The sequence below is a fragment of the Actinoplanes sp. NPDC051475 genome, from assembly GCF_040689425.1.
Taxonomy (GTDB): domain Bacteria; phylum Actinomycetota; class Actinomycetes; order Mycobacteriales; family Micromonosporaceae; genus Actinoplanes.
Map to the genome: position 1 here is coordinate 372,477 of NZ_JBFAZZ010000004.1, position 18,866 is coordinate 391,342.

Annotated in this window: 18 protein-coding genes and 1 pseudogene; 6 read left to right on the forward strand and 13 right to left on the reverse strand. The window is 72.3% G+C overall.

Annotated features, from left to right (window positions below; all coding sequences use genetic code 11):
- Positions 1 to 68 precede the first annotated feature (68 nt).
- Genes AB0368_RS11210 through AB0368_RS11225 form a run of 4 tightly spaced genes read left to right on the forward strand, consistent with a single transcriptional unit; the run spans position 69 to position 3,591 of the window.
- Positions 69 to 881, forward strand: coding sequence for an ATP-binding cassette domain-containing protein (locus AB0368_RS11210; RefSeq protein WP_366153670.1), 813 nt, complete (start codon positions 69 to 71; stop codon positions 879 to 881).
- Positions 878 to 2,131 carry an ABC transporter permease gene (locus tag AB0368_RS11215; RefSeq protein ID WP_366153671.1) on the forward strand — a complete coding sequence of 418 codons (1,254 nt, stop codon included), beginning with the start codon at positions 878 to 880 and terminating at the stop codon, positions 2,129 to 2,131. The genes AB0368_RS11210 and AB0368_RS11215 overlap by 4 nt, the downstream gene beginning before the upstream one ends.
- Complete coding sequence (locus tag AB0368_RS11220; RefSeq protein WP_366153672.1) at positions 2,128 to 3,315, forward strand: ROK family transcriptional regulator; 1,188 nt, start codon at positions 2,128 to 2,130, stop codon at positions 3,313 to 3,315. Before AB0368_RS11215 ends, AB0368_RS11220 begins: the two co-directional genes overlap by 4 nt.
- 15 nt (positions 3,316 to 3,330) lie before the next feature.
- Positions 3,331 to 3,591, forward strand: a complete 261-nt coding sequence (locus tag AB0368_RS11225) for a DUF1707 domain-containing protein (RefSeq protein WP_366153790.1) — start codon at positions 3,331 to 3,333, stop codon at positions 3,589 to 3,591.
- Here AB0368_RS11225 and AB0368_RS11230 read toward each other — a convergent pair.
- From AB0368_RS11230 to AB0368_RS11285, 12 genes and pseudogenes are all read right to left on the reverse strand, one after another.
- On the reverse strand, positions 3,551 to 5,335 hold the full coding sequence (locus AB0368_RS11230; RefSeq protein ID WP_366153674.1) for an ABC transporter ATP-binding protein: 1,785 nt from the start codon (positions 5,333 to 5,335) through the stop codon (positions 3,551 to 3,553). The genes AB0368_RS11225 and AB0368_RS11230 overlap by 41 nt on opposite strands.
- Positions 5,332 to 7,023 (reverse strand): ABC transporter ATP-binding protein, encoded by a 1,692-nt coding sequence (locus AB0368_RS11235; RefSeq protein WP_366153675.1) that lies wholly within the window; start codon positions 7,021 to 7,023, stop codon positions 5,332 to 5,334. The genes AB0368_RS11230 and AB0368_RS11235 overlap by 4 nt, the downstream gene beginning before the upstream one ends.
- 43 nt (positions 7,024 to 7,066) lie before the next feature.
- Positions 7,067 to 7,321 carry a hypothetical protein gene (locus AB0368_RS11240; RefSeq protein ID WP_366153677.1) on the reverse strand — a complete coding sequence of 85 codons (255 nt, stop codon included), beginning with the start codon at positions 7,319 to 7,321 and terminating at the stop codon, positions 7,067 to 7,069.
- Between the two features lie 8 nt (positions 7,322 to 7,329).
- A complete protein-coding gene (gene tsaD, locus AB0368_RS11245) occupies positions 7,330 to 8,382 on the reverse strand; it encodes a tRNA (adenosine(37)-N6)-threonylcarbamoyltransferase complex transferase subunit TsaD (protein WP_366153678.1) in 1,053 nt (350 codons plus the stop codon).
- Positions 8,375 to 8,803 (reverse strand): ribosomal protein S18-alanine N-acetyltransferase, encoded by a 429-nt coding sequence (gene rimI / locus AB0368_RS11250; protein ID WP_366153679.1) that lies wholly within the window; start codon positions 8,801 to 8,803, stop codon positions 8,375 to 8,377. The genes tsaD and rimI overlap by 8 nt, the downstream gene beginning before the upstream one ends.
- Positions 8,800 to 9,459 (reverse strand): tRNA (adenosine(37)-N6)-threonylcarbamoyltransferase complex dimerization subunit type 1 TsaB, encoded by a 660-nt coding sequence (tsaB, locus tag AB0368_RS11255; protein WP_366153680.1) that lies wholly within the window; start codon positions 9,457 to 9,459, stop codon positions 8,800 to 8,802. Before tsaB ends, rimI begins: the two co-directional genes overlap by 4 nt.
- 237 nt (positions 9,460 to 9,696) lie before the next feature.
- Positions 9,697 to 10,377: a uracil-DNA glycosylase gene (ung, locus tag AB0368_RS11260; protein WP_366153681.1), complete on the reverse strand. Its 681-nt coding sequence runs from the start codon at positions 10,375 to 10,377 to the stop codon at positions 9,697 to 9,699.
- 76 nt (positions 10,378 to 10,453) lie between these two features.
- Positions 10,454 to 10,921 carry a tRNA (adenosine(37)-N6)-threonylcarbamoyltransferase complex ATPase subunit type 1 TsaE gene (gene tsaE / locus AB0368_RS11265; RefSeq protein ID WP_366153791.1) on the reverse strand — a complete coding sequence of 156 codons (468 nt, stop codon included), beginning with the start codon at positions 10,919 to 10,921 and terminating at the stop codon, positions 10,454 to 10,456.
- 11 nt (positions 10,922 to 10,932) lie between these two features.
- The gene (locus AB0368_RS11270; RefSeq protein ID WP_366153682.1) at positions 10,933 to 12,048 is read right to left on the reverse strand and encodes an alpha/beta hydrolase; all 1,116 of its coding nucleotides are present in this window, start codon (positions 12,046 to 12,048) and stop codon (positions 10,933 to 10,935) included.
- Between the two features lie 86 nt (positions 12,049 to 12,134).
- Positions 12,135 to 13,244 (reverse strand): annotated as a pseudogene (gene alr, locus AB0368_RS11275) (alanine racemase); the annotation flags it as partial.
- A gap of 37 nt (positions 13,245 to 13,281) precedes the next feature.
- The gene (locus AB0368_RS11280) at positions 13,282 to 14,730 is read right to left on the reverse strand and encodes an NAD(P)H-hydrate dehydratase (protein WP_366153683.1); all 1,449 of its coding nucleotides are present in this window, start codon (positions 14,728 to 14,730) and stop codon (positions 13,282 to 13,284) included.
- Between the two features lie 24 nt (positions 14,731 to 14,754).
- On the reverse strand, positions 14,755 to 15,123 hold the full coding sequence (locus AB0368_RS11285; protein ID WP_366153684.1) for a holo-ACP synthase: 369 nt from the start codon (positions 15,121 to 15,123) through the stop codon (positions 14,755 to 14,757).
- A 131-nt stretch (positions 15,124 to 15,254) separates the two neighbouring features.
- Here AB0368_RS11285 and AB0368_RS11290 point away from each other — a divergent pair, with 131 nt between their 5' ends.
- Together AB0368_RS11290 and AB0368_RS11295 are read left to right on the forward strand one after the other, a co-directional pair.
- On the forward strand, positions 15,255 to 15,533 hold the full coding sequence (locus AB0368_RS11290) for a hypothetical protein (protein ID WP_366153685.1): 279 nt from the start codon (positions 15,255 to 15,257) through the stop codon (positions 15,531 to 15,533).
- Entirely contained in the window at positions 15,530 to 16,885 is a 1,356-nt protein-coding gene (locus AB0368_RS11295) for an alpha/beta hydrolase (RefSeq protein WP_366153686.1), read from the forward strand. Before AB0368_RS11290 ends, AB0368_RS11295 begins: the two co-directional genes overlap by 4 nt.
- Here the strand turns inward: AB0368_RS11295 and glmS are convergent.
- Positions 16,872 to 18,758, reverse strand: a complete 1,887-nt coding sequence (glmS, locus tag AB0368_RS11300; protein ID WP_366153687.1) for a glutamine--fructose-6-phosphate transaminase (isomerizing) — start codon at positions 18,756 to 18,758, stop codon at positions 16,872 to 16,874. The genes AB0368_RS11295 and glmS overlap by 14 nt on opposite strands.
- Positions 18,759 to 18,866: the final 108 nt, after the last annotated feature.

Sequence of the window (18,866 nt, forward strand, 5' to 3'; positions counted from 1 at the left end):
CCGAAGCACGACGCCGCCCACGCCTTAGCCGGGCGTGGGCGGCGCCGCATCGAGAAGGAGAACCATCCGTGGCCGCGACACCTCTACTGGAGCTGCGCGGGATCGACAAAAGCTTCGGTCCCGTCCAAGTCCTGCACGACGTCGGACTCAGCGTCTACCCCGGCGAGGTCACCGCCCTCGTCGGCGACAACGGCGCCGGCAAGTCGACCCTGGTCAAATGCATCAGCGGCATCTACACCATCGATGCGGGCACGATGACCTTCGACGGCGACCAGGTGGCGATCCACAGCCCCCGCGACGCCGCCAGCCTCGGCATCGAGGTCGTCTACCAGGACCTCGCCCTGTGCGACAACCTCGACATCGTTCAGAACATGTTCCTCGGGCGGGAGAAGGTCCGCGGCCTCGTCCTCGACGAACCCACCATGGAGCAGATGGCCGGCGACACCCTCGCCAGTCTCTCCGTACGCACCGTCAAGAGCCTGCGCCAGCTCGTCGCGAGCCTCTCCGGCGGCCAGCGCCAGACCGTCGCCATCGCCAAGGCCGTGCTCTGGAACAGCCGCGTGGTCATCCTCGACGAGCCCACCGCCGCCCTCGGTGTCGCCCAGACCGCCCAGGTCCTCGAACTCGTTCGCCGCCTCGCCGACAACGGCCTCGGTGTCGTCCTGATCTCCCACAACATGAACGACGTCTTCGCCGTCTCCGACCGCATCGCCGCGCTCTACCTCGGCCGCATGGCAGCACAGGTGAAGACCAGCGACGTGACCCACTCCCAGGTCGTCGAACTCATCACCTCCGGCCGCAGCGGAAACCTCGGCCTGCCGCCCGAGAAACCGGCCGCCGCCGGTTTCGTCGACATCACGCCTCCGGGAGCCGACGCATGACCACCACGACCACCACCGCGGGCGGCGTCACGGTCGTCAAGCCCACGGTCGCCAGTCACCTGCACGACTACTGGGGGCGGATCCGCGGCGGCGACATCGGCAGCCTCCCCGCGATCCTCGGGCTCATCGTGCTCTGCCTCATCTTCGGCATCGCCCGCCCGACCTTCTTCAGCGCCGTCAACTTCGCCAACCTGTTCTCCCAGGGCGCGGCGGTCATCTTCATCGCGATGGGCCTGGTCTTCGTCCTGCTGCTCGGCGAGATCGACCTGTCCGCCGGCTTCGCCAGCGGCGTCTGCGGCGCGGTCATGGCCATCCTGCTGACCAAGCACGACTGGAACTGGTACGCCGCCATCCCGGTCGCCCTCCTCACCGGCCTGGTGATCGGCTTCGCGCTCGGCTTCCTGGTGTCGAAGATCGGCATCCCGTCGTTCGTCGTCACGCTGGCGGCCTTCCTGGCGTTCCAGGGCATCCTGCTGATGCTGCTCGAGGGCGGCAAGAACATCTCGATCCGCGACAAGTTCGTGCTCTCGCTCGCCAACAACAACATGTCGGTCGCCGTCAGCTGGGCGGTCGCCGCCGTCGCGATCATCGGGTACGCCGCGGTGCAGTTCCTGCGGCTCCGCGGCCGGGCCGCCCGCGGGCTGGTCACCGACCCGCTGGGTATCGTGCTGGGACGGATCGCCGCGCTCGCCCTCCTGCTGCTCGTGGCGGTCGCCGTACTGACCCAGGAGCGCAGCATCAACCCGCTGATCATCTCGGTGAAGGGCGTACCGATCGTCGCGCCGATCATCGCGGTGGTGCTCGTCGTGTGGACCTTCATCCTCGGCCGCACCACGTACGGCCGGCACGTCTACGCCGTCGGCGGCAACACGGAGGCGGCCCGCCGCGCGGGCATCCCGGTCGACCGCATCCGCATCTCGGTCTTCGTCATCGGCTCGTTCATGGCCTCCATCGGCGGCATCGTCGCGGCCAGCCGGGCAAACTCGGTCGACCCGAACTCCGGCGGCAGCAACGTCCTGCTGTACGCGGTCGGCGCGGCGGTGATCGGCGGCACGAGCCTCTTCGGCGGCAAGGGCCGGGTGATCGACGCGGTCATCGGCGGCGCGGTCATCGCGGTCATCGACAACGGCATGGGCCTGATGGGCTACAGCTCGGGCACGAAGTTCGTCGTCACCGGTCTCATCCTGCTGCTCGCCGCCAGCGTCGACGCGCTCTCGCGCCGCAGGGCGGCCGCCACCGGAAACCGATGAAGGCCGGGCCCAGCCAGGAGGAGGTACGCCGGCACAACCTGGGTACGTTGCTCCGATACGTACACATTCACGGGGCTACGTCCCGCGCCGAGCTCACCACCAAGCTGGGCCTCAACCGCAGCACCATCGGCGCCCTGACCGCGGACCTGACCGCCGTCGGCCTGGTGACCGAGAAGGGACAACGCGAGACCGGCCGGGCCGGGCGACCGTCACTGGTCGTCCGGCCCGAGTCGTCGAAGGTCTACGCATACGCACTCAACATCGAGGTCGACCGGCTGCGCGCCGCGCGCGTCGGGCTCGGCGGCACCATCCTCGACCGGCGCGAGGCCCCCCGCCCCCGGGGCATGCAGGTGGTCGACGCGGTCCAGCCGCTCGCGGGCTTCATCCACGAGATGCGCAAGGACGTGCCGGAGGGCGCCCGGTACGTCGGCGCCGGCCTGGCGATCGCGGGCATGGTGCGCCGCGCGGACGGCATGGTGCGGCTCGCCCCGACGATCGGCTGGGTCGAGGAACCGGTCGGCGAGGCGCTGGTCGAGGAGATCGGCGACGTCGGCCCGATGATCGTCGGCAACATCGCCGACGTCTCCGCCCTGGTCGAGCACAGCCGCGGCGCGGCCGCCGGCCGGGACAACGTCATCTACCTGTACGGCGACGTCGGCGTCGGCGCGGGCATCATCGCCGGCGGCCGGCGCATCACCGGCCACGGCGGCTACGGCGGCGAGGTCGGCCACATGGTGGTCAACCCGTACGGACGGCCGTGCAGCTGCGGCTCGCGGGGCTGCTGGGAGACCGAGATCGGCGAGTATGCGCTGCTGAAGCTGGCCGGCCGGGAGGACCGCAGCGGCCGGGAGGCGATCCTCGACGTGGTGGAGGCGGCGATGCGCGGCGACTGGATGGCCCAGCAGGCGGTCCGGCACGTGGGCGAGTGGATCGGTCTCGGCGTGGGCAACCTGGTCAACATCTTCAACCCCGAGGCGATCATCTTCGGCGGCACCCTGCGCGACGTGTACCTGGTGGCGGCCGCCCAGATCCGATCGCGGCTCAACGAGGTCGCCCTGCCCGCCTGCCGCGAGCACATCCGCCTGCGTACGCCCGAGCTGGGCGCCGACGCCGCCCTGATCGGCGCGGCCGAGCTCGCCTTCGAACGCCTTCTGGAGGATCCCCTGCTGGGCTCCGGGAGTTAGAGTGCCCGCGTGAGCATGCGCGCTTCCGACGAGGACCGGCAGCGGATCGTGACCGCCCTGGAGCGGCACACCGGCGCCGGGCGGCTGACGCTCGACGAGTTCGCCCAGCGGGTGGACGTGGCCGCCGGCGCGCGGACGCTGGACGAGCTCGCCGCCGTGGTCAGCGACCTGCCGGCCGAGCAGCCCGAGGAGCGGCAGCAACGCGAGTTCCTGCTGCTGCTCGCGGTCGCGATCGTCACGCTTGCTCTGCTGGGTGCGTACCTGGCCCTGCGCTAGAGCCGACCGGCGGCGTGCCGTGCCAGGAATCCCACAGGGCCGCGTAGGAGCCGCCCGCGGCGACCAGCTCGTCGTGTGAGCCGAGCTCGGTGATCCGCCCGTCCTCCACCACCGCCACCCGGTCCGCGTCGTGCGCCGAGAAGAGGCGGTGCGCGATCGCGACGACCGTACGGCCCCGCAGCACCGCGGCCAGCGACTGCTCCAGGTCCCGGGCGGCACGCGGGTCCAGCATCGCGGTGGCCTCGTCGAGCACGAGCGTGTGCGGGTCCGCCAGCACCAGCCGGGCCAGTGCCACCTGCTGCGCCTGGGCCGCCGACAGGCTCACCCCGCCCGCCCCGACGACCGTGTCCAGGCCGTCGGGCAGCTCGTCCGCCCACTTCAGGGCGTTCACCGCGGCCAGCGCCTCGCGGACGTGCACCGCCGAGGAACCGGGCCGGACCATGGCGACGTTGTCGCGCAGCGTACCCATGAAGACGTGGTGTTCCTGGCTGACCAGCGCGACCTCGGTGCGCAGCCGGTCCAGCGGCAGCCCGGCCAGCGCCACCCCGCCGACGGTGAGCGACCCGCCGCCCGGCGCGTGCACCCCGGCCAGCAGACGGCCCAGCGTGGACTTGCCCGCACCGGACGGGCCGACGATGGCCAGCCGCTCCCCCGGCGCGATCCTCAGGTCGATGCCGTGCAGCACCTCCCGGCCCTCGACGTAGGAGAAGCGCACGTCCTTCGCGACGATCTCCGCACCGCGCGGGGTCAGCCGCGACGGCGCCGGCGAGCCGAACGAGACGCCCAGCAGCCGGGCCAGGGACGCGGCGCCCACCTGGAGTTCGTCGAGCCAGCCGAGGAAACGGTCGATCGGGTCGACCAGCAGCTGCGCGTAGAGCACGGCCGCGGTGACCTGGCCGAGGCTGACCCAGCCGTGCAGGTAGAACCAGCCGCCGAGCAGCAGGGTGCCGACCACCGGCAGCACGTAACCCACCTCGATCGACGGCATCCAGACCGTCCGCAGGTACAGCGTGTACCGCTCGGCCCGCCACGACCGGCGCAGGTCGGCATCCGTACGCGAACCGCGTTGCCGCTGCCGCCGCAGCGCGTCCACCGTCCTGGCCCCCTCGACCGTCTCCGCGAGACCGTCGGTGACCTGGGAGTACGCGGCGTTCTGCCGCAGATAGCCGCCCGCCGCCCGCCGCAGGTACCACCGCGTCGACCCGGTCAGGATCGGCACCGCGACCAGCAGCGGCACCGCCAGCAGAGGACTCACCAGCACCAGGGCGCCCACCGCGAGCGAAGCGGTGATCATGGCTATCACCGTCTCGGGCACGGCGAACCGCAGGCACCGGGACAGCGCGTCGACGTCCCGGGAGGTGCGGGTGAGCAGGTCTCCCGTACCGGCACGCTCCACTGTCGACAGCGGGATGGTCAGGACCCGGTCGACGAACTCCTCGCGCAGCTCGGCCAGGACCTGCTCGCCGAGCCGCGCCGAAGCCAGGTACGCGAACCGCACGAGCACCGCCTGCACCACCACGAACACGGCGATCGTGGCGGCGATCCGGTCCACCGTGCCCACGCCGGCGTCGTGCTGGATCGACTCGACCAGGTCGCCGAGCAGCCGGGGCCCGACCAGGCCGGTCATCGCGGCCAGCACGTGCAGGGCCACGGTCGTGACGAGGGCGCGCGGATGCCGGCGGAACAGATCGCGGGCGTACCGGCGCACCTGGCGGGTGTCCGCCACCGGGAGCGCGTTGCTCACTCGCGCAGCACCGTCCTCGCGTAGGCGAAGCTGCCGTCCAGCAGCTCGCGATGGGTTCCCTCGGCGACCACCACTCCGTCCTCCACGTAGAGGACGTGGTCGGCGCGGTCCAGTACCAGCGGGCTGGTCGAGCAGACGACGGTCGTGCGGCCGCTACGGGCCGCGGCGAGCCGGTCGGCGATCCGGGCCTCGGTGTGCGCGTCCACGGCGCTGGTCGGCTCCACCAGCACGAGGATCTCCGGGTCGGCGACGAGGGCGCGGGCGAGTCGCAGTCGCTGCTGCTGACCGCCGGAGAAGCTGCGGCCGCGCTCGGCGACCTCGCTGTCCAGGCCGTCGGGCAGCGCCTCGACGACGTCGGTCGCGGACGCGGCGGCCAGGGCCTCGAACGCCCGGCCGGTGCCCTGCGGATCAAGATCCTCCCGCAGGGGGCCGGAGAAGAGCCGGGCATCGTTGTCCGCCACCAGGATCCGCTCCCGCACGGTCGCCAGATCAAGATCTTTCAGCGGTACGCCGGCCAGCATCGTTCCGGCGCCCGACGCGGTGTAGTGCCCGAGCCGGTCCGCGATGGCGACCGCGTCGGCGGGCAGGGCGGCCGCGATGGCGGTGACCATCCCGCGCCGGACGACCACTCCGGACACCCGGTCGACCAGGTCGCCGCGCTCGGGCGCCGGGATCGGGCGGACCGGCCTGCGCAGATCCGAACGGACCCCGAGCATCGACACGACCCGCCGCCCGGACACGTGCCCCCGGGTGACCTTGTCGATCGTCTCGGTGAGCTGGCGCAGCGGGGAGACGAGGAAGGCGGCGTACCCGTAGAAGGAGACCAGCTGCCCCACCGTGATCCGCCCGGAGATCGCGAAGCGCGCCCCCAGCCAGGTGACCAGGACCAGGAAGATGCCGGGCAGCAGCACCTGCGCGGCGTCCAGCAGGGCCTCGACCCGGGCGACGTGCAGCCCGGCGGCGCGCAGCGTCTGCGACTCGGCGCGGTAGCGCGCGGACATCACCGGCTCGCCGCCGACCCCGCGCAACACCCGCAGCCCGCCGACGAGGTCGGTGGCCCGGCCGGTGAGCCGCCCCTGCTGTTCCCGGTACGCCTGCTGGCGGCGGTGCAGCGGCCGGATGAGCAGGCCCACCACCGCCATCAGCACCGGGATGCCGAGCACCACCACGAGCCCCAGCGGCACGGACGTGACCAGCAGGATCGTGGCGACGGTCAGGACGGCGACGATCGATCCGACGCCGCGTGCGGTGATGTCGATGGCGTTGCCGATGTGCGTGATGTCCGCCGTACCGATGGCCACGACCTCGCCCGCGTCCAGCCGGCGCGGCAGCGCGACCCCGAGCCGGCCGGCCTGCCGGACGGCGACCTGCACCGTGCGGTACGCCGCCGCCAGCCAGTTGAAGACGGCCCGGCGGTGGCGCAGCAGGCCGGCGCCGATCTGCACGAGCCCGAGACCGAGCAGGACCATGCTCCAGACCAGCAGCCGGCGGCCGTCGCGGTGGGTCAGCCCGGCGTCGATCGCCTTGCCGACGACCGCGGGGACGAAGGCCTGGCAGACCATCCACACGACCGCGAAGAAGATCGCGGCGCCAACGGATACCCAGGTGCGCCGGGCGAGCCAGCCCAGGTAGCGGGTGGCGGACCGGTGATCCGGGGCGCCGGGATCGGCGGGGGGCAGGTCGCGCATCGCCCCTCGACGTTACGTAACGGCGCCGTCACGATCCAGCGCGTTATCTGTCGACCGGCGTGAAATCCCACACGTGCGGAGAGCGGGCCACGAGGTTTGCCGGAGGCTCGGGAAGGGCAGCCGGATCGGTTCGCCATTTTGTGATGACCACAATGCGAAGATCCGTCGACGAAAAGACCTCGCTCGACACGTGCGAGGGCAGCACCTCCACGGCGGGCAGCGCCTCGTCGACCACCCAGCTCAGCAGCTCGTCGAAGCCGCCCCGCGAGGCGCGTACCTCCCACATGCGTGCGATCATGCTGCTTCCTACCCCGCCACAGCGATCGAGGTCAATGACATCGCGGAATCGGCCGGCAGATCGAGCGGGCTCGGCGCCACCCCGGCCGCGACGAGATGCGACCCCAGGGCGGCGACCATCGCACCGTTGTCCGTACACAGCTGGGGGCGCGGCACCCGTACGCGAATGCCCAGCTTCGCCGCCCGCTCCTCGGCCAGCAGCCGCAGCCGCGAGTTGGCCGCGACCCCACCACCGATGATCAGCGTCTCGACACCGTGCTCGCGGCACGCGTCGAGCGCCTTGGCGGTGAGCACGTCGCAGACCGCGTCCTGGAAGCTCGCGGCCACGTCGGCCACCGGCACCGGCTCGCCGCTGCGTTCGCGGGCCTCCACCCAGCGCGCCACCGCGGTCTTCAGCCCCGAGAACGAGAAGTCGAACCGGTGCGCGGCAAGATCCTTCGGCGCGGTCAGCCCCCGCGGGAAGGCGATCGCCGCGGGGTTCCCGTCGCGCGCCGTACGGTCGATCACCGGCCCACCCGGGAACCCCATCCCCAACAGCCGCGCCACCTTGTCGAACGCCTCCCCCGCGGCGTCGTCGATCGTGGCGCCGAGCGGCGTCACCCCGGCGGTGAGGTCGTCGACCAGCAGCAGCGACGAGTGCCCCCCGGAGACGAGCATCGCCACGGCCGGCTCGGGCAGCGGACCGTGCTCCAGGGTGTCGACGGCCACGTGCGCGGCGAGATGGTTGACGCCGTAGATCGGCTTCTCGGCCGCGAGGGCGTACCCCTTGGCGGCAGCGACCCCGACGAGCAGCGCACCCGCGAGACCCGGCCCGGCGGTCACCGCGATCGCGTCGATGTCCCGCAGCGCGACCCCCGCCTCGTCCAGAGCCCGCTGCATCGTCGGAACGATCGCCTCGAGATGCGCCCGGCTGGCGACCTCGGGCACCACCCCACCGAACCGCGCATGCTGCTCGACACTGGACGCAAGGGCGTCGGCAAGCAACGTGTGACCGCGCACGATCCCGACACCGGTCTCGTCGCAGGAGGTCTCGATCCCGAGGACCAGGGGCTCGTCAGGCATCACGCATCATCACCAGGGCGTCCGTGTTGCTCGGTTGGTAGTAACCCCGCCGGATCCCGACGGGCTCGAAGTCGTACGAGGCATAGAGCTGCTGCGCGACCCGGTTGTCGACGGCCACCTCGAGCAGCACCTTGCGGCCACCGGCCCGCTCCAGCAACGTCTCCAGCAGCCGCCGCCCGATGCCCCGCTTCTGGGCGGTCCGCTTCACCGCAATGTTCTGCACCCAGCTCTCCTGCTCGTCGACGACCGCAAGGCCGGCATAGCCGACGACCTCGTCGTCCAGCCGAGCGACCACGTAGAAATGCCGCTGGGCCAGCTCGTTCCAGAACATCGCCGCCGACCACTTCTCCGGCCCGAAGAGATCCTCCTCGAGAGGCAGCACGTCGGCGATGTGCCACCACCGGAACCGCTCGATCGTCATCCGGGCAGCACGTGCTTGCGCTGAGTGGCCGCCACGGCATCGGGCCGCCGCAGATACAGCGGAGTCAGCGGATCACCGGGCGCACCAGCCCGGATCTTGTCGAGCGCCAGGGCGATCAACGCTTCCCCGGGCGGATGCAGCACCCGATCGTCGATGGGCAGGCCGAAGATCTCGCTGTACTTGACCGCGCCCTCACCCACGGCCCGGTCGGCGTCGACCCGCACATCGGCAGGCTTCGCGACGTCCGGATCGGTTATCCGCTTCCCGTCGAGATAGGTCGCGAAATACACCTCCCGCCGCCGCGCGTCGGTCGCGACCAGCACCCGCCCGGGTCCGGCTGCGCGGCCGAGAGCATCCAGCGAGCAGATTCCGTACGTGGGGATGCCCAGCGCCTGCCCCATGCTCGCGGCGGTGGCGAGGCCCACGCGCAGACCGGTGAAGGGGCCGGGGCCGAGCCCGGCCACGATGGCACCGAGGTCGGCGGGGCGGGCACCGGCTTCGGAGAGCACCAGCTGGACCTGGGGGGCGAGAAGCTCACCGTGCGCCCTCGGGTCGACGGTTCGGCGCTCACCGAGGCCGGTCAGGTGGTGGTCGCCCACCTCCGCCAAGGCGGCCGTGACCGCGGGGGTGGAGGTGTCCAGAGCAAGTACGAGCACCACCAAACCCTAGCGGCCGGGTGGCGGCAAGCCGTTGCAGGCGGCTGCGAGAGCCGGGGTGGGCGCCGTGTGGCCGGCACGCCCCCGCCCGTCCGCCGGAGCCGGATCCGCCGCCCAGCCGCCCGAAGCCGGTGCCGTCGCCCGGACATCCGAGGCCCATCCCGCCGCCTGCGGCCTGTTCCGCGGGCCGCGCGGATCGGGCCGCGCGATCGGGCCGGTCGGGTCAGGCCGGTCGGGTCAGGCGCGGGGGTCCCAGTTGATCGGCGGGCGGCCCGCGTCGGCGAGGGCCTTGTTGGCCGCGCTGAACATGCGTGCCCCGAAGAAGTCCTTGCCGCCGTTCAACGGGCTCGGGTGCCCCGACTCGATCACCGTGTGGACCGGGTTGGTGACCAGCGCCGCCTTCTTCCGGGCGTACGCGCCCCAGAGCAGGAACACCACCCGTTCCGACCGGGCGTCCAGCGTGCGGATCGTTGCGTCGGTGAAGACCTCCCAGCCCTTGCCCTTGTGCGATGCCGCCGCTCCCGCGCGTACCGTAAGAACCGCGTTGAGTAGCAGCACCCCCTGCCGGGCCCACCCGGTCAGGTCGCCACCGGCCGGCGGCGGCACGCCGACGTCCGCGGCGAGCTCCTTGTAGACGTTGCGTAGCGACGGCGGCACCCGCACCCCGTCGCGGACGCTGAAGCTCAACCCGTGCGCCTGCCCCGGCCCGTGGTACGGGTCCTGGCCGAGGATCAGCACCCGCGTCTGCTCGGGCGGGCACAGCCTGTACGCCGCGAACAGGTCCTCGATCGGCGGGTAGACGGTGTGCTCGGCGTACTGCGCGTCCACGAACGCACCCAGCGCCTCGGTGGCAGCCGGGTCGAGGAACGGCGTCAGCTCCGTACGCCATGCGGGCGGGAGCAGGTCGGGCAGGTTCACATCATCTCCGGTAGGTCACAGCTTCTCGGGCCGAGCCGCCCAGTTCCCGGTGGCGGGCCGCCCAGCCCTCAGTGGGTCACAGCTTCTCGAGGCGTGCCGCCCAGTCCCCGCCGTGCGGCAGGAGGTCGATCACCCGGGTGTCGTCGTCGAACCGGGCGATGCGGACGGCGAGGTATTCGTCGTTCAGCTGCTCGACCAGCCCTGCTCCCCACTCGACGACCGTGACCGCTTCCTCGGCCGAGGCGTCCAGGTCGAGATCGTCGATCTCCGCGCGCGGATCGGCCGCATCCCCCAGCCTGTACGCATCCGCGTGCACCAGCGGAACCTCGCCACCACGCGCCGGATCGGGCCGATGCACCCGGGCGATCACGAACGTCGGCGACGTGATCGCGCCGAGCACTCCGAGTCCGTCGCCGAGGCCCTGCACCAGCGCGGTCTTCCCGGCGCCGAGCGGACCGGTCAGCAGCAGCAGGTCACCCGCCCGCACCAGCGCGGCCAGCCGCCGGCCGAATGCGCGCGTGTCGTCCACAGTGGCAAGACGAATACCAGCAGTGGTCACGAAATGCGCTCCAGGAACGGGATCAGGGCGGCATTGACCTCGTCGGCCTTCTCCAGCATCACCACGTGGCCGCTGTTGTCGATCTTCAACAGCTCGGCCTCGGGCAGGTGCCTGAGGATCTCCTCCGAGTGGGTCACCGGGGTCAGATAATCCTTCGTCCCGACGAGCACCAGCACCGGTACGCCCTTGAGCGCGGACAACGCCGGGAACCGGTTGTGCGTGTAGAGGGTGTGCAGGTATTTGGTCAGCGTCTCGACGGAGGTCTTGGAGTTCATCTGCTCCACGAACGTGACCAACGACGGGCTGGGCCGGGCGTCTCCGAAGCCGTACCGGCGGGTGAGCAGCCAGGCCAGGTCCGAGGAGGCGATCCGCGCGCGGTCGATGGCCGTACCGCCAATGCGGGCCGCGCCGCCCCACAGCGGGAAGAACGGGGCGCTGGCCCGGGCCAGCAGCGAGGGTACGCCGAGCTTGGTCTTGTCGATCAGGCCCGCCGAGGTGGACATGAGCACCACGCCGGTCACCCGCTTGCCGAACCACTCCGGATACTGCTCGGCGAACGCCATGATCGTCATGCCGCCCATCGAGTGTCCGATCAGGATGATGTGTCCCTCCGGAACCGTGGTGTCGAGCACGGCGGCCAGGGACCTGCCAAGAGCCGCGATGTCGTAGTCCCCCGACTGCAGGCGGCCCGACCGGCCGTGGCCCGGCTGGTCGTAGAAGACGAGGCGCTGATCACCACGCTCGGACAACGCCTGCCGCTGGAAGTAGAACGTGCCCATGTCCAGCGCGAACCCGTGCACGAAGACGACCGTGGGCTTGCTGGTGGGCTGCCGCGGCTCGACGATCTCGACGTGCAGGTCGGTGCCGTCGGCCGCGGTGACGGTCAGCTGCTCGTCGTACGGCTGATCGCCGAAGACCTCGTCCGCGTGCGGATCGCCGGGCGCGCTGATCGACTTGCGGACGAGCGCCCGCTCCACCGCGAAGGCCGTGGCGAGTCCGGCAGCGGCAACGCCGATGACGGCACCGGCGATGCCGACCTGTTTCGCGCGGCGGCGCGGGCCGGACCGGGCGGCCCGCGACGAGGACCGAGCGGGCGGCTTGGCGGGGCTCATCCGACCTCCTCGGGAGGGGAGACTTGATCACCGGAAGAAGGAGCGACGGGGTCGGCGGACGATCCGGGCGCGGGCGTTCCGGCGGTGCCGTCGTAGATCCGGGGCACCCGGCTGCCGCCGAACCGGGTCACGATCTCGTAGTTGATCGTGCCGATCGCCTCGGCCCAGTCGGTCGCGGTCGGTTCACCGTCGTCGCCCGGGCCGAAGAGCGTCGCCACGTCGCCCACCTCGATCGGGTCGTCTCCGCAGTCGAGGACGAACTGGTCCATGCAGACCCGGCCGGCGATCGTACGGACCTCGCCGCCGAGCAGCACCGGCCCCACATTGGACGCGTGTCGCGGAACCCCGTCGCCGTAGCCGATCGGCACGAGCGCCAGCGTGGTCTCGCGCGCGGTGTAATAGGCGTGCCCGTACGAGACTCCCTGGCCGGCGGGGACCCGCTTCGTCATGGTGACCCGGGCCCGGGCCGTCATCGCCGGGCGCAGGCCGTCCGGCTGCGGTCCGGGCAGTGGCGACAACCCGTAGATCGCCACGCCCGGGCGTACCAGGTCGTAATGGGCGTCGGGGCGGGTGAGCGTCGCGGCCGAGTTGGCGATGTGGCGGTAGCGCGGCTCGATGCCGTAGCGCTCCGCCGTCGCCAGGCCCTCGGCGAAGACCGCGAGCTGGTGGTCGATGGTCTCGTGGCCCGGCTCGTCGGCGTAGACGAAGTGGCTCCACACGCCGACGACCTCCAGCTCGCCGTCGGCCTGCGCCTTCGCCGAGGCTTCCACCAGGGCGGGCCAGTCGGCGGGTGTGGCACCGCCGCGGGCCAGGCCTGTGTCGATCTTCAAGTGCACCCGGGCCGGGCGCCGCATCCGGCGGGCGGCGTCGATCAGCTCGCCGAGCTGCCCGAGGCTGCCCGCGTTGAGGTCGACGTCCGCCTCGATGCCCTCATGCAGCGGCATTCCGGGGGCGTGCAGCCACGCCAGCACCGGGGCGGTGAGGCCGGCCCGGCGCAGGGTCAGGGCCTCGTCGAGGGTGGCCACGCCGAGCCATGTCGCACCACCGGCCAGGGCCGCGCGGGCGGCGGGCAGCATGCCGTGGCCGTACCCGTCGGCCTTGACGACCGCCATGACCTCGGCGGTCGTGCCGGCGCGCAGGGTCGCCACGTTGTCCCGGATCGCGTCCAGATCGATCCGGACCTCGGCCTGCCACATGCTCACCAGCCTACTGATCGCCTCTGACAGAACCGCATCACAGCAGGTCCGCCAGGACCGGGCGGACCGCGGCGGCGACGTCGGCGGATGTGGCGGGACCGTCCTCGCCGGCCCGGCGTCCGGCCAGGCCGTGGACGTACGCGGCCGCGACAGCCGCCCGCTCCGGAGGCAGGCCCGCGGCGAGCAGCGAGCCGAGCAGGCCGGCCAGCACGTCGCCCGACCCGGCGGTGGCGAGGTCGGGGCTGCCGGTCGGGTTGGCCCACACCTCGCCCGACGGTGTCGCGACGATCGTGCGGTCGCCCTTGAGCAGGACGACCGCGTTGATCCAGGCCGCGAGCCGGCATGCGGCGCCCACCCGGTCGGCACCCGGCGCCTCTCCGGCCAGCCGGGCGAACTCGCGATCGTGCGGAGTGATCACCAGGGGGGCGTCGCGGCGCAGGTCGGTCGCGTGCTTCCCGTCGACCAGCAAGGTCAGCGCGTCGGCGTCGAGCAGGACCGGCAGTGAGGTGGCCAGTACGCTGCGGAGCTCCGTACGCGCATCATCCCCCGTCCCCAGCCCCGAGCCGCACACCCAGGCCTGGACCCGACCGGCGTCGGCGACCCGCTTGGCGGCGACCACCGACGGGTGCTGCCGCAGCACCTCGCGGTCGGCGCTGCCCGCGTATCGCACCATGCCGGTGGGTCCCGCGAGCGCACCCGCGACCGACAGCACCGCGGCTCCCGGATACGTGGCCGAACCAGTGGCCAGGCCGACCACGCCGCGGCTGTATTTGTCCGACGCCGAACCCGGGCGCGGCCACCACGCGGATACGTCGGACGCGTCGGCCACCCGTACCGCAGCCGCAGCGTGCAGCGTGGCACCCAGACCGATGTCCACCAGCTCGACGTGGCCCGTCAGGGCCGCGGCGGGACCCACGACGTGCGCGGGCTTGAGGCAGCCGAAAGTGACCGTGACATCGGCATGCACCGCGTCACCGGGCACGTCGCCGGTGTCCACCGCGACCCCGCTCGGCACGTCCACGGCGACGACCGGCGTCCGCATGCCGTCACGCGTCCGCAGGCCGGGCAGGGTCTTGACGAGGCCGGCGGCAGGTGGTCGCAGCCCCCCGCTTGCGCCGATGCCCACGATGCCGTCGACGACGAGATCCGCGCGCGCCGGGAGATCTGCCACCGTGCGGCCGCCGGCGCCGCGCAGGGCGGCCAGGCCGGCCAGGTGGACGTGGTCGGGCCTCAGCAGGATGGCCTGCACGGCGGCGCCTCTTGCCGCCAGGCGGGCGCCCGCGTAGAGCGCGTCGCCACCGTTGTCACCGCTGCCGACCAGCAGCAGCACAGTCGCGCCGTAGACGCCACCGCTCTCGTGCAGCATCAACGCGCAGCGGCGAGCGAGACCGGCCGCGGCGCGCTGCATGAGGGTGCCGTCCGGCAGCGTCCCCATCAGGGCCTTCTCCGCCGAGCGGACATCCGCAACCCGCCATGCCTGCCGCATCCGCGCTCCCTCGTTCGTGTCCGTTCAGGCCTCGGCGACCACCATGGCCGAGGCGATGCCGCCGTCGTGGGACAGCGACAGGTGCCATCGGCTGACGCCCCGCTCGGCTGCCGCCGCCGCGACCGTACCGGAGACGGTCAGCCACGGGCGGCCGTCCGGGTCGGAGACGATCTCGCAGTCGTGCCAGCGCAGCCCGGCGGGTGCGCCGAGGGCCTTGGCCACCGCCTCCTTCGCGGCGAACCTGGCGGCCAGCGACTCCGCCGAACGCGGATTGCCGGACCGTGTCATCCGCTCCGCGTCGGTGAAGAGCCGGTCCACCAGCAGCGGCGTGCGATCCAGCGCCCGGGTGAACCGGTCGACCAGCACCACGTCGATCCCGACAGACACGATCACACAGCCAACCCTAGCGGGATCGGTTGTCCACAACGCGGCTCCGGACGGGCGTTGTCCACAGGCCGGAACCGCGAGCCCGGCCGATTCCCTAACGTCGTCGGCCCGAGTCCTATCCCTGAAGGAGGTTGCCGATGACGCCCGATCTCGAAGTCGACACCGAAGGCGTGCGCGCCTGGGCCGCGGCCCTGACGGCCGCCGGCAGCGGCCTGCATCTTCACCCCCTGCCACCGGTTCCGGGCCCGCACTGGTCGGCCACGGACGCGGGTACTGTCGCAGCCGCGGCCGCCCGGCGCGCCCTGGCCGAGATCGCCGAGGAGATCGTCGCCACGGGTCGTGCGGCGGTCGTGTCGGCGGACGACTACGACGCGGCCGACGACCGGGCGGCGACCGGGTTGCGGAGGATCCGGTGACCGTCCTTCAGGCCACCGAGCCGGCCCGGTGGCGCGAGACGGCGGCTGCCTGGCGGGCCTGGGCCACGGCTGCCGGCCGCTGGGTGGCCGACGTGCGATCTTGCGTGGCCGGGCTGCCGGCGGTGTGGACGGGTGCCGCCGCGGACGCGGTCGCCGTCCGGCTCGGCCGGCTCCTCCGGCGGCTGAATCTGTTCCGGATCGGGTGCTGGGCCGCCGACCAGGCGTTGAGCGAGTTCGCCGCCGCCTTGGCACGCGCCAGACCGAGGGACGACCTCCCTGCGGCCGTCGCGGCCGATGCCACTGCGGCCGGGCAGCTGCGCGAGCTGTTCCTGATCTCGGCGGCGCCTCCGACGGCCGCTCCCCCGGCGTGCACCGCCGCGCCCGCGGAGGTCGGCAGGTGGTGGGCCGCTCTGAGCCCGGCGAACCGGGACTGGCTCCTGGTCAGCGAGCCGGGGTGGATCGGGTCGCTCGACGGGGTTCCGGCCGCCGCCCGCGACCGCGCCAACCGGCTCGTGCTGGACGGGCTGCGGATCGGGGGCACGCTGCGGGAACGGCTTGCCGGCGAGGACGGGCCCCGGGCGTACCTTCTGCGGATCGATTCGGGCGGCGAGGGACGTGCGGTCGTAGCGCTGGGCGATCCCGACCGGGCCGACCACGTCGTCACCCAGGTGCCGGGCATGACCGCCGACCTGGCGTCGTTCGGCGGTGAGCTGGCCCGCGCGGAGCGGATAGCGGTCCGTGCGGGCGAGCTGGCGCCGGAGAAGGCAACCAGCGCGGTGATGTGGCTCGGCTATGACGCCCCGGACTTCTTGGACGAGGCGGCGAGCCGCGCCGCCGCGGAGGCCGGTGCGCCCGCGCTGCGGCGCTTCCAGGACGGCCTTCGGGCCACGCACGAAGGCCGGCCCGCCCGCCAGACCGTGCTCGGGCACAGCTACGGCTCCCTGGTGGTCGGCACCGCGGCGGCCCGCCCCGGGCTGGCCGCCGACAGCGTCGTGTTCGTCGGTTCCCCCGGCGTGGGCGTGGACTCCGCCGACGGCCTGCACGTGCCGTCCGGCGAGGTGTGGGCGTCCACCTCGGCGACGGACGTCATCCAGTGGGCGGCCGTCTCGCCGAGGAGCCTGGCCGAGGATCTGGTGCTGAGCCAGGCGCGGCCGGCCGGGGCGCTGCTCGCCTTCGGCCGGCCGGAGAACGACCTGTGGTTCGGCACCAACCCCGCCGACCCGGCGTTCGGCGCCCGGACCTTCGCGAGCCAGGCGGGCGCCGGGCACCTCGGTTACTGGGACGAGGGCGGCCCGGCGCTCGACGCGCTCACGAACATCACGCTGGGACGCACCGATGTCATTCCACGGTGACGGACTTGGCCAGGTTGCGAGGCTGGTCGACGTCGTGGCCCCGGGCCGCCGCGATCTCGCACGCGAGGATCTGCAGCGGCACGGTGGTCATCAGCGGCGCGAGCAGGGTGGGCGTGCGAGGCACCCGGATCAGGTGGTCGGCGAAGGCGCTCACCGCGTCGTCGCCCTCCTCGGCGATCACGATCGTGCGTGCGCCGCGGGCGCGGACCTCCTGGATGTTGGAGACGACCTTGTCGCGCAGCACGCCACGACCGGCCGGCGACGGCACCACGCAGACCACGGGCGTGCCCTCGTCGATCAGGGCGATCGGGCCGTGCTTGAGCTCGCCGGCCGCGAAGCCCTCGGCGTGCATGTAGGCGAGCTCCTTCAGCTTGAGCGCACCCTCCAGCGCCACCGGGAAGCCGACGTGCCGGCCGATGAAGAGCACGGTCGACGCGGTCTTCAGGTCGCGGGCCAGCTCCCGGACCTCCTCCATCTGGCCCAGCAGCTCGCGCAGGTCGTCCGGCGTGCGCTGCAGGCGGGAGACCACGGAGGCGACCTCGTCGGCGTACATGACGCCGCGGATCTGGGCCAGGTGCAGGCCGATCAGGTAGCAGGCGACGAGCTGGGTGAGGAACGCCTTGGTCGAGGCGACCGCGATCTCCGGGCCGCCGTGGGTGTAGAGCACCGCGTCGGACTCGCGCGGGATCGTCGAGCCGTTGGTGTTGCAGACGGCCAGCACCCGCGCCTTCTGCTCCTTGGCGTGACGCAGGGCCATCAGCGTGTCCATCGTCTCGCCGGACTGGCTGATCACGATAACCAGCGTCGAGCGGTCCAGGATCGGGTCGCGGTAACGGAACTCGCTGGCGAGCTCGACCTCGCACGGGATGCGTACCCAGTGCTCGATCGCGTACTTGGCGACCATGCCGGCGTTGTACGAGGTGCCACAGGCGATGATGAAGATCTTGTCGACGTCCCGCAGGTCCTGGTCGGTGAGCCGGACCTCGTCGAGCACGATCTCGCCGCGGTCGGAGAGCCGGCCCAGCAACGTGTCCGCGATGGCCTGCGGCTGCTCGGCGATCTCCTTCAGCATGAAGTAGTCGTAGCCGCCCTTCTCGGCGGCCGAGGCGTCCCAGTCGATGTGGAATTCCTTGCCGACGGCCGCCTGCCCGGCGAAGTCGCTGATCTCGATGGCGCCGGGCGTGATCAGTACGACCTGGTCCTGCCCCAGCTCGATGGCCTCGCGGGTGTGCTCGATGAAGGCCGATACGTCGCTGGCCAGGAAGTTCTCCCCGTCGCCCCGGCCGACCACGAGGGGCGAGTTGCGGCGCGCGGCGACGACCGCGTCCGGGACGGCGACATCGATCGCCAGCAGGGTGAACGCGCCCTCGAGGCGGCGTACGGTCCGGCGCATGCCCTCGGCCAGCAGGTGCGGCCCGTCGGCGGTGGACCCGGAGTCGCGCAGCGCCCGCATCTCGGCGGCGAGCAGGTGGGCGGCGCACTCGGTGTCGGTGTCGCTGACGAAGTCGATCCCGGCGGCCTCCAGCTCGGCGCGGAGCCGGGCGAAGTTCTCGATGATCCCGTTGTGGATCACTGCCACCCGCCCGTCGGCCGACAGGTGCGGGTGGGCGTTGCGGTCGGTGGGGCCGCCGTGGGTCGCCCAGCGGGTGTGCCCGATGGCCGTCGGCCCGGCGGCGATGCCGTCGCCCACCCGGTCGGCCAGCGCCTTCTCCAGGTTCGCCAGCTTTCCGGCGCGCTTCTCGGTCTGGATGACGTCGCCGTCGATCACCGCGACGCCGGCCGAGTCATATCCGCGGTACTCCAGGCGGCGGAGCCCGTCGAGGACGATTTGCAGCGCCGGACGTTTACCGACGTAACCCACGATCCCACACATGTGGGGCAGCGTAGCCGACCTTCGCTCATGGGTGGTGCGCAAGAAGCATACTTTCGCGCATCGTACGTGATCGAAAGAGCCGTTCGGACAGGTGTGGTCCGCCCCAGG

Excerpts from the sequence above, each read along its gene's own strand:
- AB0368_RS11240 (WP_366153677.1), bottom strand. The coding sequence starts at position 7,321 with ATGATCGCACGCATGTGGGAGGTACGCGCCTCGCGGGGCGGCTTCGAC.
- tsaD (WP_366153678.1), bottom strand. The coding sequence starts at position 8,382 with ATGCCTGACGAGCCCCTGGTCCTCGGGATCGAGACCTCCTGCGACGAG.
- AB0368_RS11280 (WP_366153683.1), bottom strand. The coding sequence starts at position 14,730 with ATGCGGCAGGCATGGCGGGTTGCGGATGTCCGCTCGGCGGAGAAGGCC.
- AB0368_RS11270 (WP_366153682.1), bottom strand. The coding sequence starts at position 12,048 with ATGAGCCCCGCCAAGCCGCCCGCTCGGTCCTCGTCGCGGGCCGCCCGG.
- glmS (WP_366153687.1), bottom strand. The coding sequence starts at position 18,758 with ATGTGTGGGATCGTGGGTTACGTCGGTAAACGTCCGGCGCTGCAAATC.
- AB0368_RS11220 (WP_366153672.1), top strand. The coding sequence starts at position 2,128 with ATGAAGGCCGGGCCCAGCCAGGAGGAGGTACGCCGGCACAACCTGGGT.
- rimI (WP_366153679.1), bottom strand. The coding sequence starts at position 8,803 with ATGACGATCGAGCGGTTCCGGTGGTGGCACATCGCCGACGTGCTGCCT.
- AB0368_RS11235 (WP_366153675.1), bottom strand. The coding sequence starts at position 7,023 with ATGCGCGACCTGCCCCCCGCCGATCCCGGCGCCCCGGATCACCGGTCC.
- AB0368_RS11290 (WP_366153685.1), top strand. The coding sequence starts at position 15,255 with ATGACGCCCGATCTCGAAGTCGACACCGAAGGCGTGCGCGCCTGGGCC.
- AB0368_RS11225 (WP_366153790.1), top strand. The coding sequence starts at position 3,331 with ATGCGCGCTTCCGACGAGGACCGGCAGCGGATCGTGACCGCCCTGGAG.
- AB0368_RS11215 (WP_366153671.1), top strand. The coding sequence starts at position 878 with ATGACCACCACGACCACCACCGCGGGCGGCGTCACGGTCGTCAAGCCC.